Source organism: Pyxidicoccus xibeiensis (assembly GCF_024198175.1).
Lineage (GTDB): Bacteria > Myxococcota > Myxococcia > Myxococcales > Myxococcaceae > Myxococcus > Myxococcus xibeiensis.
This window is the reverse complement of record NZ_JAJVKV010000001.1, coordinates 179,558-195,665: the sequence shown is the minus strand read 5'-3', so window position 1 is coordinate 195,665 and position 16,108 is coordinate 179,558. Positions and strand designations below refer to the sequence as shown.

The following is a 16,108-nucleotide window of genomic DNA, read 5'->3' as shown; positions in this document are numbered from 1 at the left end:
GGACACCATGAGCGACGACCGCGTGAAGACTCTTCAAGTGATGCGCACCTCGCGGCTGTCGGGCTTCTACCGCCAGTCCCCGGAGCGGAGGCGGGCGCGGCTGGTGGAGGCGCGCTGGGTGACGCCCGAGGACGCGGAAGGCCTGGCCGGGCTCGCCGGCTTCGACGAGGCGTGCGCGGACGCCATGGTGGAGAACGTCGTCGGCATCCACGGGCTGCCGCTGGGCGTGGCGCTCAACTTCGTGGTGGACGGCCGCGAGCGGCTCATCCCCATGGCGGTGGAGGAGCCCTCCATCATCGCCGCGGCCTCCTACGCCGCGCGGCTGTGCGCGGAGAGCGGCGGCTTCACGGTGGAGGCGGACCCGCCCATCACCACCGCGCAGGTGGAGCTGCTGGACGTGCCATCGCTGGAGGACGCGCGCGCGGCGCTGCACGCCCACCTGGCGCTGCTGCTGGCGGAGTCGGACGCGCTGATTCCCGCGATGTGCGAGCGGGGCGGCGGCACGCGCGAGCTGGAGGTGCGGGTGCTGGACGCCACCACGCTGGTGGTTCATCTGCACATCGACACGCGGGATGCGATGGGCGCCAACTGCGTCAACTCCGTGGCGGAGGGCATGGCGCCCAGGCTGGCGGCGCTGACGGGGGCGCGGCCGGGCCTGAAGATCCTCACCAACCTCGCGGACCGCCGGAAGGTGCACGTCCGGGCGCGGGTGCCGGTGTCGGCGCTGGTGTCCGACGGCTTCACGGACGGCGCGGCGGTGCGCGACGGAATCCTGGCGGCGCACCGCTTCGCGGAGCTGGACCCGTACCGGGCCGTCACCCACAACAAGGGCGTGATGAACGGCGTGGACGCGGTGCTGGTGGCGTGCGGCAACGACTGGCGCGCGGTGGAGGCGGGGGCGCACGCGTGGGCGGCGCGCTCGGGTGGCTACCGGCCGCTGACCACGTGGCGCGCGGGTGGGGATGGCGCGCTGGAGGGCGAGCTGCTGATGCCGCTGGCCACGTCCACGGCGGGCGGCGCGGCGCGCACGCACCCGGGCGTGCAGCGGGCGCTGAAGCTGGCGCGGGTGTCGGGGGCGGTGGACCTGGCGGCCCTGGCCGGGGCGGCGGGGCTGGCCACCAACCTGGCGGCGCTCAAGGCGCTGTCGACCGACGGCATCCAGAAGGGCCACATGGCGCTGCACGCGCGGCGCGTGGCGGCGGAGGCGGGCGCGCGGGGCGAGCTCATCGAAATCGTCGCCGAGCGGCTGGCCCACGAGCGCGTCTACCGGCCGGAGCGGGCGCGGGAAATCCTCGCGGCGGAAGTCGCGCGGCGGAAGGAGGCCCGGGGATGAAGGCCATGCGCGTCGCGGTCGTCGGCGGTGGAATCGGGGGCCTCACGGCCGCCGGGCTGCTGGCGAAGGAAGGGCATGCGGTGACGCTCTTCGAGGGCGGCGCCTCGCTGGGCGGCAAGGCCCAGGCCGTCACCGTGGACGGCATCACCCTGGACACCGGGCCCACGCTGCTGACGCTGCCGGAGCTGGTGCGGGGCACCTTCGAGCGGCTGGACGCGGCGGACCTGATGCCCGAGCTCACGGAGCTGGAGCCACAGTGTGGCTACCGCTTCTCGGACGGGTGCGGCTTCACTGCGTACAAGGACCTGGACCGCATGGCGGAGAGCGCGTGCGAGCTGCGGCCGAGCGAGCGGCGCGGCGTGCGCGGCTTCTACGAGGAGGCCGCGGCCATCTGGCGGGCCGCGGGCGAGCCGTACCTGGAGGCGCCCTTCGAGGGCATGGCCGGCTTCATGACGCGGGTGGCGCGGCGGGGCGTGGGCGCCGTCATGGCGGGGATGAAGATGAGCACCCTGCATGACCTGTCGCTGAGGCACTTCAAGACGGACCACATGCACCAGTACGTGGGCCGCTTCGCCACGTACGCGGGCGCCTCGCCCTACGAGGCGAGCGCGGCCTTCGCGCTGATTCCGCACATCGAGCATGCCTTCGGCGTGCACCACGCGCGCGGCGGAGTGGGCGCGCTGGTGGAGTCGCTGGGCCAGGCGGTGCGGCGGCAGGGCGTGACGGTGCACCTCAACACGCGCGCCCGCTTCGAGCGCACCGGCGGCGGCTACCGCGTGGGCCCCCAGGGCGAGGCGGAGCCGTACGACAGCGTGGTGGTGAACGCGGACCCGCTGGAGAGCCTGCGCCGGGTGGACGAGCCGCTGGCGCTGTCCGGCTTCGTGCTGCTGCTGGAGGTGGACGGCCGTCCCGTGCTGCCGCACCATCAGGTGCTCTTCGGCGGCGACTACCGGCGCGAGTTCGACGAGCTGTTCAGCGGGCAGCTCGCGTCGGACCCCACGGTGTACTTCTGCAACCCGTCCGCGACGGACTCCACCATGGCGCCGCCGGGGCGCACGGGGGTGTTCGTCATGGTGAATGCGCCGGCGCTGCCCGTGGGCGAGGCGCGGGCGGAGCAGGCGGCGCGCGGCTGGGAGCTGGGGGCGGAGCGGGCGAAGGCGCAGATGTTCGAGAAGCTCTACCAGCACTTCCCGGAGCTGCGGGGCCGCACGCGTGTCATCGGCCAGCGCACGCCGGTGGACCTGGCGGCGCAGGGGGCTCCGGGCGGCTCCATCTACGGCTTCCTTCCGCACGGGAAGTTCGGTCCCTTCCGCCGGCCGCGCATCCGCGGCTGCACGCCGGGCCTGTTCTTCGCGGGCGGAGGGACGCACCCGGGCGGAGGGGTGCCGCTGGTGATGCTGTCGGGGCGCTTCGCGGCGGAGATGGCATCGCAGCACCTTCGGAGGAGCGCATGAGACCGCCAGGACATCTTGCCGCGCTCCCCGACGAGGCGGGCGCCTATCGCTGGTTCTACGCCGACGTCACCGCGGGGCCCTTCAGCGCGGTGTGCATCTTCATGCTGGGCTCGCTCTTCTCGCCGCGCTACTCGGTGGCGGCGCGGCGGGGCGGGCGGCCGGTGGAGCACAGCGCGGTGAACTTCGCGCTGTACCACGAGGGCGTGCGCCGGCTGTGGGTGCTGAGCGAGTACGCGCGGGCGGAGGTGGAGTCACCGGGCCGGCTGCGCATCGGCCGCTCCTCGCTGACGTACGGGGATGGCGGCACGGTGCGGATGGAGGTGGATGACTGGACGGCGCCCTGGGGCCGGCCGGTGCGCGCCAGCCTCACGCTGGAGCCGATGACGCCCGTGGGCGAGGTGGTGCAGCTGATGCCGGAGCTGCCGCACTACTGGCAGGCGCTGGCGCCGCGCGCGCAGGCCAGGCTGGACGTGCCGACGCTGGGCATCAAGGCGGACGGGCTGGGCTACCACGACACCAACCACGGCGATGAGCTGCTGGGGGCGCGGCTGTCCGGCTGGCACTGGGCGCGCACGCACCGGCACGGTGAGACGGTGGTGGACTACCACCTGCCGGATGGCGTGGCACCGCTGCGCGTGGTGGCGGGGGAGGGAGGCGTGCGCTGTGAGCGCGGCCTCACGAGTGAGCTGCGGCCCACCAACATCACCGGCTGGGGCCTGCGCGTGCCGTCACGGCTGCACGCGGGCAACCAGCTGGTGGGCGAGCCCCGGCTGCTGGAGTCGTCGCCCTTCTACGCGCGGCTGGAGGCGCGGCAGGGGGCGCTGGACTCGATGGGCGAGGTGGCGGACTTCCGCCGCTTCCACTCGCCCTTCATCCGCTGGATGGCGCACTTCCGCACGCGCATGGGACGGGCCGCATGAGCCCGCCCGTCCTCATCTCCCTGGCGTGGGCGGTCATGGCCACGGGCTTCAGCGCGGTGGCGCTGGCCCGGCTGCTGCGCCCGAGGCCGAAGCCCGTCCCTGGCCGCGCACACCCTCCGGTGCTGCTCCTGCGCCCGGTGGACGCCCCCACGCCGCGCGAGCTGGAGAACCTGGCGCTCCTGATTGACTACGCCGGGCCGCTGGAGCAGGTCGTCGTCTCACCGTACCGGCCCCGGCTCGCCCCGGGCGTGCGCTGGCTGCCGAGCGACCCGCTGACGCCCAACCGGAAGGTGGGGCACCTGCTCTACGCGCTCGAGGTCCTCCAGACGGAAGGCCGCATCGTCCTCGCGGTGGACGCGGACGTCGCGGTGACGGGCGCGCTGGTGGAGGGACTGGCGGCCCCCGTGGCCGCGGGCGCGGCGCTGAGCACGGCGGCCCCCACGCCCGTGGGCCCCGAGGACGGCGCCAGCCGCGCCATGGCGGGCCTGCTGCGCTACACGCACCACAGCTTCCGCGCGCTGGACGTCATGAGCGCCGGAGCAAAGGCCGTCTGCGGAAAGGCGCTGGGGCTGTCTCCCGTGGCGATGTCCGCGCTGAAGGGCCTGGCGGACCACATCGGCGAGGACCTGGAGCTGTCCAAGCGCCTGCATGCGCTCGGCCTGGACGTGGCGCTGAGCACCGCGCCCGCCGTGGTGCCGCTTGGCGCGGTGGAGTCCTGGGGCACGCCGCTGGCGCGCTTCACGCGGTGGATGCAGGTGCTGTCCAGCCACCGGCCCGGGCTGTACCCCACGGTGCCGCTGCTCTTCACACCCACGCTGCCGCTGGTGCTCCTGGCCCTGGTGCTGGGCTCGCCCCTGCTGGCGTGCGCGGTGGCCGTGCTGGTGGCGGTGCGCACCCTGCTGGCGCTGCGGCTGGCCGCGCTCAGCACGCCCGCGCCCACCGGGGACACGGGCCTGCCGTATGCGCTGACGGACTGGCTGGCAGGTGAGGTGCTGCTGCTCGCGGCCTTCGCGTGCTCGCTGTGGCAGCAGGGCACGGTGACCTGGCGGGGGCGCACATACGCGTTGCTGCCGGGAGGTCGCATGGTACGGGTGCTGCCCGAGCTGAGTGGAGGACCGGGATGACTTACGCGCGATTCCTCGGGCTGTTCGTGGTGCTGCCCGTGCTGTTCCTGATGTGGCGCTACCGCCGCACCTTCAATGCGTGGAGCCTGGCGCCCATGGGGCTGTTGCTCGTCGTCGTCTACGCGGCGACGTCGCCCTGGGACAACCTGGCGGTGAAGTGGGGCCTGTGGGGCTTCGACCCGGAGCGCATCTGGGGCATCAAGCTGGGGTACCTGCCGCTGGAGGAGTACCTCTTCTTCGGACTGCAGACGCTGCTCGTGGGGCTGTGGGCGCGGGCCCGGCTGGCGCGCGCGCTGGCGAAGGAGCCCGCCGTCTCCAAGCCGGCGCGCGGCGAGGCGCCCTCCCGCGGCGGCGAGCTGACGGCCCGGGAGGTGTCGCCATGATGGAGACGAAGTGGGCCTACCTCATCCACCTGCTGGCCTGGACGCTGCCGCTCATCCTCTTCCAGCTCGTCATCCTGGTGCGCCACTACAAGGAGCGCTCGGGCGCGGTGCTGAAGGCGGTGCTGCCTCCGGCGCTCGTCATCGGCGTGTACCTGGCGGTGGCGGACCACCTGGCCATCTCCACGGGCATCTGGAACTTCGGTGAGGGCAAGCACCTGGGCGTGTACCTGGGGCTGGTGCCGCTGGAGGAGGTGCTCTTCTTCCTGCTGACCAGCATCCTGGTGTCGCTGGGGCTGGCCCTGTTCACCGCGCTGGTGTCGCTGGTGAGGGAGGCCCGGGCGTCTTGATTCGCGCGGCGAAAGGAGGCCCCTTCGGGTGGGCGCTGGACGCGTACATCGGGCAGAAGTTCCGCTCGGCGTTCCGGGGCCTGTGGGTGCGCGGCACGCTGCCCGCGGGCGACGAGGGCAGGCTCGTGTACCTCAACCACTCCAACTGGTGGGACGGCTTCATGCTGCACCAGCTCGGCCGGGCCGCGGGGTGGGACAGCTACTGCCTCATGGAGGAGGAGAACCTGCGGCGCTACCGCTTCCTCGCGCGCATCGGCGCGTTCAGCATCCGCCGCAAGGACGCGGTGTCCTCCGTGGAGTCGCTGCGCTACGCGAAGGAATTGCTGCGCCGGCCGCGCGCCGCGCTGTACGTCTTCCCGGAGGGGGAGCACCGGCCCTTCGGCGTGCTGCCGCTGCGGCTGGAGCGGGGCGTGGAGCTGCTGGCGCGCGTGTCGAAGGTGGAGTGCGTGCCCATCGGCGTGCGCTACGCCTTCTTCGAGCACGAGCGGCCGGACGTCCTCCTGGAGGTGGGCACCCCGCACCCGCCGGGCCCGCTGGCGCTCTTCCAGGACGGGCTGGAGGCGGTGGTGAAGCGCGTGGCGGCGGTGACATCGCTGGAGGGCTTCACCCAGAAGGTGTCCGGCGCGCGCGGCGTCGCGGAGCGCTGGGACGCGGCCCGGGGGCTGGGGCGATGACGCTGCGCATCCGCACCATTGCCCGGCTGACGGGCATCCGCGAGGCCACCCTGCGCGCGTGGGAGCGGCGCTACGGCTTCCCGCGCCCGCACCGCACGGAGGGCAACAACTACCGCGTCTACACGCGCGACGAGGTGGAGGCCATCCGCCGCGTGGCGCGGCTCATCCAGCAGGACGGGCTGTCGGTGAGCGAGGCCATTGCCCAGGTGCGCGCCACGCCGCTCCAGGAGCTGCCCGAGCCCGAGCGCCTCAACGAGCGCTTCTGGTCCGCCGTCATGGTGTTGGATGGGGACGAGGTGACGCGCGTGCTGGACGAGGCGCAGTCCGCCATGGACGTGGAGGCGTACTGCGACCGCTTCCTCATGCCGCTGCTGCGGGAGATGGGCGTGCGGCTGGACATCGCGCGAGAGCACCTGGCCTCGGCCTTCATCCGCCAGCGGCTGCGCCAGGTGCTGGAGGGCGTGGAGGGCGCGGTGGACGGACCGCGCGTGCTGCTGGCCTGCCCGGCGAGGGACCACCACGAGGGCGGCCTGCTGGCGCTGGGCGTCCACCTCAAGCGCCGGGGCTGGCGGTTGACGCTGCTGGGCGCGGACACGCCGGCCGAGGCGCTGCACAGCGCCTGCACCCAGCTGCGGCCGGACATCGTCGCGCTGTCCTTCGTGCGCCGGCGCGAGCCGGACGAGTTCCTGGAGGTGCTCGGGGATGCGCTGCGGGCCTGCGCCCCCTTCCCCGTCGTGGTAGGAGGCTCCGGCGCTCGCGAGCACCTGAAGACGCTCTTCACGCTGGGTGCGCAGTACGCGGAGTCCGCGGAAGAGCTCGTCGCCATCTGGAACCAGGTGCGCAACTCGCAGAACCGTCGAACCTGACCCTCCCACCGTGACATGGCCGAGCGCACCTACCGAATCCACATCGCCGCCGAGCTCGCCGGAGTCCGCGTGGAGCTCATCCGGGCCTGGGAGCGGCGCTATGGTGTGCTCACCCCCCGGCGCACGTCGTCCGGCTACCGCGTCTACACGGACCGGGACGTGGCGCTGCTCAGGCGGCTGAAGCAGCTGACGGACGAGGGCGTGGCCATCAGCGAGGCGGCGAAGCTGCTGCCGCAGCTGCTCGCGGAGCTGGACTCGGAGTCTCTGACGCCCGAGGTGAGTGGCGGCCCGGGGGCCCACGTGGACGCGTGGCTGGCGGTGGCGCTGGCCGCGGCCCGCGCTTACGACCAGCCCAGGGTGTCCGCCGTGGTGGACGAGGTGCTGGCGGCGCTGCCCCCGCTGCGGGCCTTCGACGACGTGCTGGCGCCCCTGCAGCGCGAGGTGGGGGAGCGCTGGCACGCGGGCCAGCTCACGGTGGCGCAGGAGCACCTGGTGACGCAGGTCGTGCGGGCGCGGCTGGTGAGCCTGCTGCACGCGGCCCCCAACGGCGGGCGCCGGCACGCGGTGCTGGCGTGCTTCCCGGACGAGGAGCACGAGCTGGGCCTGCTGGGCGTGGCGCTGCGGCTGCGGCACTCGGGGGTGCGGGTGACGCTGCTGGGCCAGCGCATGCCCGCCACGGACCTGGGCCGCGCGGTGGCGGCGCTGCGGCCGGACCTGGTGGGGCTATCAGCGGTGAATGACCGCGGCCCGGAGGTGTTTCACGACACGCTCGCGCGCGTGGTGGAGGCGCTGCCCGACGGCGTGCCCCTCTGGGTGGGCGGCCCCGCCGCGCGTGCGCACCCCGAGGTGTGCGTGCGCCTGGGCGCGCAGGTGTTCTCCGATGAGGACGACTGGCTCCGGCTCGTGGAATGACGCCGGGGCTACTGCCCACCCTCCGAGGCGGTGCTGGAGCTTCCCTGCAGTGCCGGCGGTGAGGCATTCAGCGCGCCCACGTAGAGCCGCCCGTGGAAGCCCTCTTCATGGGCCTCGGGGTAGAGCTTCACGCCAGCGGGGATGTCCGTCATGTGCCGCGCCTGCTTCGTGGGGCTGATGGCGAACACCTCGCACTCCACGTCCTCCCAGACGGTGTAGCGGCAGGAGTACTGGGTGCCGCGCGTGAAGCCCACGTCCAGCGCGCGCACGGAAGGACGAGCCTTGGCGAGCCGCGCGCCCATCGGCTCGAAGCCGGAGTCCCAGTCCACGCTCGCGGTGCGCACGTGGGTGCCACCGGCCAGCACCACCATCCACGCGTCGGGGTGCTTCGCGCGGTGCTCCAGCAGGTGCTTCGCCATCTGCGCCTCGCGCTCGTTGCCCTTGCCCTGGTCCGCGTCGAACGCCACCACCGACACGGCATGGCCGGCGGCGCGCAGCCGGCGGGCCTGCTCGACGAGCCACAGCATGGCGCCGCTGCTGCGCCCGTCCTGGTGCACGCGGCGCCAGAAGGAGCTGCCGCCAAGCAGCTCCTGCGCGTCCTGGGACGTCCCCGCGCTGGCGAGGTACGCGTCCAGCAGCCGCTGCTCGGCGGCGGGCTGCGACACGGCCAGCGTCACCGCCAGGCCCTTCGCCGCCGCGTCACACATCATCCGCAGGGCCGCGGCGGGCAGCTCGCGCGTGCCCAGCGGGTCCGCGAGCAGCACGGTGCCCCCCTTCGCGAGCAGCGGCTCCACGCCGGCCAGTGGCGCGCCGCACTCTGCCTGGGACGCCGGAGCCTCCTCGCCGGCCTCCGCCCACCCCTTCAGCACCAGGGAGCGCGCCGGCACGGAGGCATTGCCGCCCACCATCTCCAGCGAGGGCACCATCTCCAGGCGCTGGAGCAGCTTGCGCTCTATCTCCAAATCTCTGCCGCCGCGCACCATCCGGAAGCGCTCCATGCCCGGCGCGTCCTTGAAGGGGTCGTCCAGCTCCATCAGCCGGTTGCCCTGCATGTTGGGGGCGGTCTTGTAGGTCTTGTTGGCGTCGAAGGGGTGGGACTCCTCCGCCAGGAGCAGCTCCCTGGCGCGCGAGCCCATGCCGCGCATGGAGGTCTCCACCAGGTCGCTCTGCTCGTTGTAGACGAGCCGGAACACGCGCACCACCGTCTGCCGGGGCGCCACGGGTACCGCCTTCACGTAGTAGCGCTCGAAGGAGCGCGAGCCCGGGTGGTTGAAGCCGGGCTCGTGGGCGGAGGAGAACATCTCCAGCCCGTCCTCCCGCTCCAGCACGTCGTAGCGCTGCTCCTCGAGGAGCTGCCGGACGACCATCATCGCGTCCGCCGCGGGGACCCGGTACACCGTCTCTTCCTTCGGCGCGGGGCCCACGCCCTCGTCATCGTCGACGGTGGTCCCCGGCCCACGCCCGGACGTCGCGCAGGCCACGCACAGCAGTCCCACCATCCATCCGTACCAGCGCATCGCGTCCTCCGTGAGGCCCAGGGGCACAGCGTGCCACACCTGGCCCTCACGCGGCTTCCGCCGGGCCCGCCTGCTCGGGAGGTTCCCGACACATCGCCCGTGCCATCCGCCGGTTCCGGACGGTCCTACTTCGCGGCGGGGACGGCCGCGCGGCTCACGGCCTCCTGGGTGCCCGCCCGCAGCGCCGGAGGCGACGCGTTCAGCGCGCCCACGTACAGCCGCCCATGGAAGCCCTCCGCGAGGGGCTGGGGGAACAGCTTCACGCCCGGGCTCACGTCCGACGCCTGGCGCGCCTGCTTCGTGGGGCTGATGGCGAAGACGTTGCACTCCACGTCCTCCCAGACGTTGTAGCGGCAGGAGAACTGCGTGCCGCGCGTGAAGCCCACGTCCAGCGCGCGCACGGACGGCAGCGCCCTGGACAGCCTCACCCCGAGCGGCTCGAAGCCGGAGTCCCAGTCCACGCTCGCGGTGCGCACGTGGGTGCCGCCGGCCAGCACCACCATCCACGCGTCAGGGTGCTTCGCGCGGTGCTCCAGCAGGTGCTTCGCCATCTGCGCCTCGCGCTCGTTGCCCTTGCCCTGGTCCGCGTCGAACGCCACCAGTGACACGGCATGGCCCGCGGCACGCAGCCGGCGGGTCTGCTCGACGAGCCAGAGCATGGCGCCGCTGCTGCGCCCGTCCTGGTGCACGCGGCGCCAGAAGGAGCTGCCCGACAAGAGCTCCTGCGCGTCCTGCGAGGCGCCCGCGCTGGCCAGGTACGTGTCCAGCAGGGGCTGCTCGGTGGTGGGCAGCGACAGCGCCAGCGTCACGGGCAGGCCCTTCGACGTGGCCTCGCAGAGCATCCGCAGCGCGGTGGCGGGCAGCTCGCGCGTGCCCAGCGGGTCGGCCAGCAGCAGGGTGTGGCCCCGGGCCATCAGCGGCGCCGCGCCGTCCACCGGCGTGCCGCACTCGGCGGGCACGGAGGACTGCGCTGCCTCGCCCGACTCCGCCCACCCCTCCAGCACCACGGAGCGGGCCGGGACGGAGGTGTTGCCGCCCACCAGCTCCAGCGAGGGCACCATCTCCAGCCGCTCCAGCAGGGTGCGCTCGATGCCCAGGTCCCGGTTGCCGCGCACCAGCTGGAAGCGCTCCAGCTCCGGGGCGTCCTTGAACGGGTCATCCATGCCCATCAGCCGGTTGCCCTGCATGTCGGGCGCGGTCTTGTAGGTCTTGTTGGCGTCGAAGGGGTGCGTCTGCTCGCCGAGCATGCGGTCCCTGAACATCTCGGCCATCCCGGCCGTGCCGGTCTCCACCTGCTGTTCCATCTCGTTGTAGCTGAGGCGGAAGACGCGGACGATGGTTTGCCGGGGGCCCACCCGCACACCCTTGATGTAGTAGCGCTCCAGGATGCGCAGGCCGGTCTCGTTGTTGCCGGGCTCGTGGGCGGAGGTGAACATCTCCAGCCCGCCATCCTTCTCCATCACGTCGTAGCGCTGCTCCTCGAGGATGCGGCGGGCCATCATCATCGCGTCCTCGGCGGGCACCAGGTACACCGTCTCCTGCTTCGGCGTCTCGTACTCGCCGCTCTCCGCGTCAGGGGCGGCTCCGAGGGGCCGGGTCAGCGTCGCGCAGCCCGTCGTGCACAGCAGGCCCATCACCATCGCGTACCGGCGCATCGCATTCTCCCTGGGGGACCGGGCAGGCGGCCGCCGCGGGCCCGTCACATCCGCAACGCTCCGGCTCTGCCGGCATATCGCCACCGCCGCCCGGGTGGGTTGGAGCCCGGGCCCTGTCTGTAGTGAAGTCCCACCCGTGCCTCCTCCCGCCCTCGCCGCGTCCCAGGCCCGTCCCGTCGGTCCGCTCCAGCTCCTGGCGCTGGGCGTCAACGGCATCGTCGGCGTGGGCATCTTCTTCGCCCCGGCGGAGGTGGCCGCGCGGGCGCCCGGCTCCGGCGCCATCCTCGCCTTCGCCCTCACGGGGCTGGCGCTGGTGCCGGTGGCCTTCGCCTTCGCGGTGCTCGGCCGCCGCTTCGACGCGGACGGCGGCCCCATCGTCTTCGCGCGGGCGGCCTTCGGCGAGCGGGCCTCCTTCCTGGTGGGCTGGGTGGCCTATGTCAGCGCCTTCCTGAGCACCTCCGCCGTGGTGGCGGGGCTGTCACGCGCGCTCGCGCCCTCCCTGGGGCTGGCGGGGCCCTTTGGCGAGCGGGTGCTGGCGTCCGCCCTCGTCACGCTGCTCGCGGCGGTGGTGGCCTCGGGCATCCGCGTCTCCGCGCGGGCGTGGACGGCGCTCACCGTGCTGAAGCTCCTGCCCTTGGCCGCGCTGCTCGTCGTCTTCCTCGCGCTGTCGGGGCCCCAGCCCACCGTTGCCATCGCCTCCCACGCCACGGACACCGCGTGGCTGCGCGCGGGGCTGACGGTGATGTTCGCGTACCAGGGCTTCGAAATCGTCCCGGTGATTGCCGGGCAGGTGCGCTCGTCCGCGCGCAGCGTGCCCATGGCCACGGTGGGCTCGCTGGGGGTGGCGGTGCTGCTGTACGTGGGGCTGGTGTGGGCCTGCGTGGCGGCGCTGCCCCAGCTGGCCACGTCCCCGGCGCCGCTGGCCGCGGCCGCGGGCGTCTGGGGCGGAGCCGGGCTGGAGCGGTGGGTGTCCGCGGGCACCAGCGTCTCCGCCCTGGGCATCTGCCTGGGGATGATGGTGACGACGCCGCGCTACCTCTCCGCGCTGGCCTCGGGCGAGCGGACGCTGCTGGGGCTGGACGGGATGTCCCCGGCGGGCGTGCCCGTGCGGGCGCTGGCCGTCACCTGGGGACTGGTGCTGCTGTTCGTCAACCTGGGCGACCTGTCCGAGCTCTTCGCGCTCTCCAGCATCGCCGTGCTGATGCAGTACGGCGTCACCGCCGCCGCGCTGGCCACGCTGGCCTTCCGGCGCGAGCGGCAGCTCTCGCCCCGGCACGCCGTGCTGGCCGTGCCCACGCTGGTGCTGGGGCTGACGCTGGTGGCCTTCGGGGCCACCGTGCGCGAGGCCGCCACCACCGCGCTCACGGTGGTGGCGGGCCTGGTGCTGCTGCGGCTCGCGAGGCCCCGGACGCGCGCCGTCGGGGCCGCGAGCCCGGGAGCCTAGAACTGGCTCCAGAGGTACTGGTTGGTGACCTCGTGGTGGAACTGGATTTCCGAGGTCTTCACCCGCGTGCCCAGCTGCTTCGGGCAGCGCTCGGCGGACGCCGTCTTCAGCTCGGCGAACTTGCTCTGCACGTTCTCACCGAGGATGGACGTGACGAACTGGCTGCCCTTGAAGAGGCGGACGGCGTCGAAGATGTTGTCCGGCAGGAAGCGCGTGCGGCTGCGCTTGGTCTCCGCGTCCTCCTGGGGCGCGGGGCCCTCCAGGCCGGTGCGCAGCAGGGTGTAGAGCACCAGGTATGGGTTGGCGTCCGGGGCCACCGAGCGGCACTCGACGCGCGCGCTGCGCTCGTTGCCGTAGGGGATGCGCACCATGGCGCCGCGGTTGTTGGCGCTGGCCTTGATCTGGTTGGGCGCCTCGTAGTGCGGATCCAACCGGCGGTACGCATTCACGCTGGAGTTGAGGACGAGGCAGATGTCGTTGGCGTTGGTGAGCAGCCGGTCGATGAACTCCCAGCCCATGGCGCTCAGGCCGTCCTGGCCGCCCTTGTCGTAGAAGAGGTTCTTGTTCCCCTTCGACAGCGACATGTTCATGTGCATGCCGTTGCCGTTGACGCCCGTCACCGGCTTCGGGAGGAAGCTGGCGGTGGTGTCCATCTGCGCGGCCACCTGGCGGCACAGCAGCTTGTAGAGCTGGATCTGGTCGGCGGAGATGAGCGCCTCGCTGTACGAGAAGTTCATCTCGAACTGGCTGGGGGCCACCTCGGGGTGGTCCTTCTCGTTCTGGAAGCCCATGGCGCGCTGCGCCTCGGCCGCCTTGTCGATGAAGGCGCGCAGCGGGTCGCCGGGCAGCGAGTGGTAGTAGCCGCCGGTGGAGATGAACTCGAACTTGTTCGTCTCGTGGTAGTGGCGCTCGGCGTCACGGCCCTTGAAGAGGAAGCCCTCGATTTCGGGCGCCGCGTGGAACACCGTGCCGTCCTTCTGGTACATGGCCTCGGTGACGCGCTTGAGCTGGCCGCGCATGTCGGCGTGGTACGGGGTGCCGTCGCGCTCCAGCACCTCGCTGAACACCAGCACCTTGCCGGGCCCGAAGATGTCCGAGGGCAGCCAGTAGAAGGAGCCCCAGTCGATGTTCAGGCGCAGGTCGCTCTCCGCCTGCTGGGAGAAGCCGCGGATGGAGGAGCCGTCGAAGGTGAGGTTGTCGGCGCTCTTGAGCAGGAACTTCTTGTCGTAGTCCAGCATGTGCATCCGACCCTCGAGGTCGGTGAAGCACACGGTGACCGCCTTCAGGTTGCGCTCGTCGGTGAGGTACTTGATGCGCTCCTCGCGCACCTTGTCGGCCGACTCGTGCTTGACGCGCTGCTCCTTCACCCGGAGGTTGCGCTCTTCGAGCTCGTCGTAGGGAATCTCCAGGAACGTCCGCAGGCCCTTCGTCTCCATGTCCGTGCCTCCCAAGGCCGGTTCCACGCCGGTGATGCGGCGGGCTAAATCCGTGGGCGCAGGTATTTACATTTGGTCTCCAGAAATCAAGCCTAATTTTCAATGTACGAAGCCTAAAAACGTGGGTCCACAAAGCTTAGAGCCCGGTTGAGGACAGTCCGACACTCCCGCGGGGCCCCCGCACTGACGGCGGGTGGACAGATGGAGGCGATTCGGGCCTGTCCGGCTGGCCGGGCAGGGGACGAGGGAGCAGGGGGCACCTGGCTTTCTGGGGACCCCTGCCGGCGAGCGGGCTACAGTCTCCGGCCCTTGCTGCACGTGACGTCTGGGTGGAGGAGCTGGGAGGCGGCATGCTGGGTCCGAACGACATCAAGGAGCAGCTGAGCCTTGCGTACATCCACGCCGTCGCCTCGCGGGCCGGGTGCTCCGTCGAGAAGGTAGGCGTGGACCGGGACAGCATCGACCTGAAGCTCTGTGCGCGAGGACAGTTCGTGGACGATGCGGCGCTCACGTCTCCGGAGCTGGCGGTGCAGCTCAAGGCCACGGCGCGCGCGTCCCTCACCGAGGACACGCTCTCGTTCGTCCTCTCGAAGAAGAACTACGACGACCTCGTTGCCCACTCGCTCGTTCCCCGCATCCTGGTGGTGTTCGTGATGCCGGAGGACGAGGCGCAGTGGTTCACCTTGACGCCGGAGTCGCTCATCCTGAGGCGATGCGCGTACTGGCACTCGCTTCGGGGCGAGCCCCGCACGGCCAATGGGACGGCGCAGACGGTCCACCTGTCCCGCCAGCGGCTCTTCACCCACGACACGTTGCGTGAGCTCTTGATGAAGGTGGCTCGCGAGGAAGCACTCGAGTCATGAACGGCGACCCACTCTTCACGCTGGGCAGTCGTGTCGGCTTCCTGGACGTGCGGGCCTACCTGGAAGCACGCGGGTGGCGCCGTGTCCCCTCGAGCCGCTCCTATGCGGCCATCTACCGCAGCATCCAGGCGCCCCCGATGGAGGTCCAGGTTCCCCTGGACCGGGACCTTGCGGACTACGCCGAGGCCATGGTGGTGATTGCCCGGCGGGTTGCCGAGCACGAAGGCCGGTCGGCGGAGTCCGTCCTGCACGACCTGCTGCAGCCCCACAGGGACCTGCTTCGCTTCGGACTCGAAGGGGATACCACCCGCGATGGCGGGGTCAGCCTCGCGGATGGGCTGGACCTCGTGAATGGCGTACGCAAGGCGTTGCTGGCGAGCGCATGCAGTGTGCGAAAGCCCCGGGCCTTTCATCCAAGGATGGGACTGGCGGAGGCAGATGCCTTCGTGCGCCAGTGCCGGCTGGGGCAGACGGAAGTGGGCAGCTTCGTGCTCACCGTCGAGACGCCGCTCGACATCGGGTTGCAGCCGACATTGGGCGGAGAGCCGTTCGGGCGGCAGACGGCCGCGTTGCTGCTCCAGTCCGTGGCCTACCTCGCGGGATCGGTTCGCGCGGGTGAGCCTCAGCGTGTCCTCGAGCCGGCGAAGGGGGCACCCGTGCTGAGCGCCAACCTGTGCGAGGCCCTCGTCGAGATGATGCCCTCGGATGAGTCCGCGGACCTGCGCCTGCGGGGCTCCTGGTCGCCGTTGTTGCCCCTCAGGCCCGGCGTCGTCTCCGAGGTGCACGTCGACCGGAAGATGTACGAGAGCATCGAGCGGGTGGCGCACCAGCTTCGCCCCCTGCACGAGTCCCAGCCCGACCAGTTCGTGGGAACGGTGGTCGAGCTGATGGGAGGGCCTGGAGACCGCGGCGAGGTCGAGGGGACTGTCGTCCTCCAGGTCCAGGTCGATGACGAGCTGCTGAAGGCGCGAGTGACGCTGGGTGCCGTCGACTATCGAAAGGCCGCCAGGGCCCACCTCGAGCAACGCTACGTGACGGTCCGGGGCATCCTGCGGCGAGGGCCGCGTGTGCACTGGGTCGAACAGTCCTCGGGCTTCGAGCTCGTCGGCGGTCCTCCAACGACGGCCTCGTGAGGCTCGAATCCGGGGGCTGCCCGAGCTTGCAGCGGTGCGGCAGTCAC

General features: G+C 72.0%; 15 protein-coding genes. 12 read left to right on the top strand and 3 right to left on the bottom strand.

Annotation, left to right across the window (positions count from 1 at the left end; genetic code table 11):
- Nucleotides 1–7: 7 nt before the first annotated feature.
- The 9 genes from LXT23_RS00765 to LXT23_RS00725 are packed head-to-tail and all read left to right on the top strand — an operon-like array spanning nucleotide 8 to nucleotide 8,013.
- The gene (locus LXT23_RS00765; protein ID WP_253978102.1) at nucleotides 8–1,333 is read left to right on the top strand and encodes a hydroxymethylglutaryl-CoA reductase, degradative; all 1,326 of its coding nucleotides are present in this window, start codon (nucleotides 8–10) and stop codon (nucleotides 1,331–1,333) included.
- Complete coding sequence (locus tag LXT23_RS00760; RefSeq protein WP_253978101.1) at nucleotides 1,330–2,787, top strand: phytoene desaturase family protein; 1,458 nt, start codon at nucleotides 1,330–1,332, stop codon at nucleotides 2,785–2,787. The genes LXT23_RS00765 and LXT23_RS00760 overlap by 4 nt, the downstream gene beginning before the upstream one ends.
- Nucleotides 2,784–3,707 (top strand): carotenoid 1,2-hydratase, encoded by a 924-nt coding sequence (locus LXT23_RS00755; RefSeq protein ID WP_253978100.1) that lies wholly within the window; start codon nucleotides 2,784–2,786, stop codon nucleotides 3,705–3,707. Before LXT23_RS00760 ends, LXT23_RS00755 begins: the two co-directional genes overlap by 4 nt.
- Nucleotides 3,704–4,831 (top strand): glycosyltransferase, encoded by a 1,128-nt coding sequence (locus LXT23_RS00750; RefSeq protein ID WP_253978099.1) that lies wholly within the window; start codon nucleotides 3,704–3,706, stop codon nucleotides 4,829–4,831. The genes LXT23_RS00755 and LXT23_RS00750 overlap by 4 nt, the downstream gene beginning before the upstream one ends.
- The gene (locus LXT23_RS00745) at nucleotides 4,828–5,214 is read left to right on the top strand and encodes a lycopene cyclase domain-containing protein (protein ID WP_253978098.1); all 387 of its coding nucleotides are present in this window, start codon (nucleotides 4,828–4,830) and stop codon (nucleotides 5,212–5,214) included. The genes LXT23_RS00750 and LXT23_RS00745 overlap by 4 nt, the downstream gene beginning before the upstream one ends.
- The gene (locus LXT23_RS00740) at nucleotides 5,211–5,561 is read left to right on the top strand and encodes a lycopene cyclase domain-containing protein (RefSeq protein WP_253978097.1); all 351 of its coding nucleotides are present in this window, start codon (nucleotides 5,211–5,213) and stop codon (nucleotides 5,559–5,561) included. Before LXT23_RS00745 ends, LXT23_RS00740 begins: the two co-directional genes overlap by 4 nt.
- The gene (locus LXT23_RS00735) at nucleotides 5,558–6,235 is read left to right on the top strand and encodes a lysophospholipid acyltransferase family protein (protein ID WP_253978096.1); all 678 of its coding nucleotides are present in this window, start codon (nucleotides 5,558–5,560) and stop codon (nucleotides 6,233–6,235) included. Before LXT23_RS00740 ends, LXT23_RS00735 begins: the two co-directional genes overlap by 4 nt.
- Complete coding sequence (locus LXT23_RS00730) at nucleotides 6,232–7,101, top strand: MerR family transcriptional regulator (protein ID WP_253978095.1); 870 nt, start codon at nucleotides 6,232–6,234, stop codon at nucleotides 7,099–7,101. The genes LXT23_RS00735 and LXT23_RS00730 overlap by 4 nt, the downstream gene beginning before the upstream one ends.
- Nucleotides 7,102–7,116: 15 nt before the next feature.
- Nucleotides 7,117–8,013 carry a MerR family transcriptional regulator gene (locus LXT23_RS00725; RefSeq protein WP_253978094.1) on the top strand — a complete coding sequence of 299 codons (897 nt, stop codon included), beginning with the start codon at nucleotides 7,117–7,119 and terminating at the stop codon, nucleotides 8,011–8,013.
- 8 nt (nucleotides 8,014–8,021) lie between these two features.
- Here the strand turns inward: LXT23_RS00725 and LXT23_RS00720 are convergent, their stop codons facing one another.
- The gene (locus LXT23_RS00720; protein ID WP_253978093.1) at nucleotides 8,022–9,530 is read right to left on the bottom strand and encodes a TraB/GumN family protein; all 1,509 of its coding nucleotides are present in this window, start codon (nucleotides 9,528–9,530) and stop codon (nucleotides 8,022–8,024) included.
- Between the two features lie 125 nt (nucleotides 9,531–9,655).
- Nucleotides 9,656–11,185, bottom strand: coding sequence for a TraB/GumN family protein (locus LXT23_RS00715; protein WP_253978092.1), 1,530 nt, complete (start codon nucleotides 11,183–11,185; stop codon nucleotides 9,656–9,658).
- A gap of 136 nt (nucleotides 11,186–11,321) precedes the next feature.
- On the opposite strand from LXT23_RS00715, the gene LXT23_RS00710 reads away from it, so the two are divergent.
- Nucleotides 11,322–12,629, top strand: a complete 1,308-nt coding sequence (locus tag LXT23_RS00710) for an APC family permease (protein WP_253978091.1) — start codon at nucleotides 11,322–11,324, stop codon at nucleotides 12,627–12,629.
- Here LXT23_RS00710 and LXT23_RS00705 read toward each other — a convergent pair.
- A complete protein-coding gene (locus tag LXT23_RS00705) occupies nucleotides 12,626–14,065 on the bottom strand; it encodes a glutamine synthetase family protein (RefSeq protein ID WP_253978090.1) in 1,440 nt (479 codons plus the stop codon). The genes LXT23_RS00710 and LXT23_RS00705 overlap by 4 nt on opposite strands.
- 350 nt (nucleotides 14,066–14,415) lie before the next feature.
- Here LXT23_RS00705 and LXT23_RS00700 point away from each other — a divergent pair, with 350 nt between their 5' ends.
- Entirely contained in the window at nucleotides 14,416–14,928 is a 513-nt protein-coding gene (locus tag LXT23_RS00700; RefSeq protein WP_253978089.1) for a DUF4365 domain-containing protein, read from the top strand.
- Complete coding sequence (locus tag LXT23_RS00695) at nucleotides 14,925–16,061, top strand: hypothetical protein (RefSeq protein WP_253978088.1); 1,137 nt, start codon at nucleotides 14,925–14,927, stop codon at nucleotides 16,059–16,061. Before LXT23_RS00700 ends, LXT23_RS00695 begins: the two co-directional genes overlap by 4 nt.
- Nucleotides 16,062–16,108 lie beyond the last annotated feature (47 nt).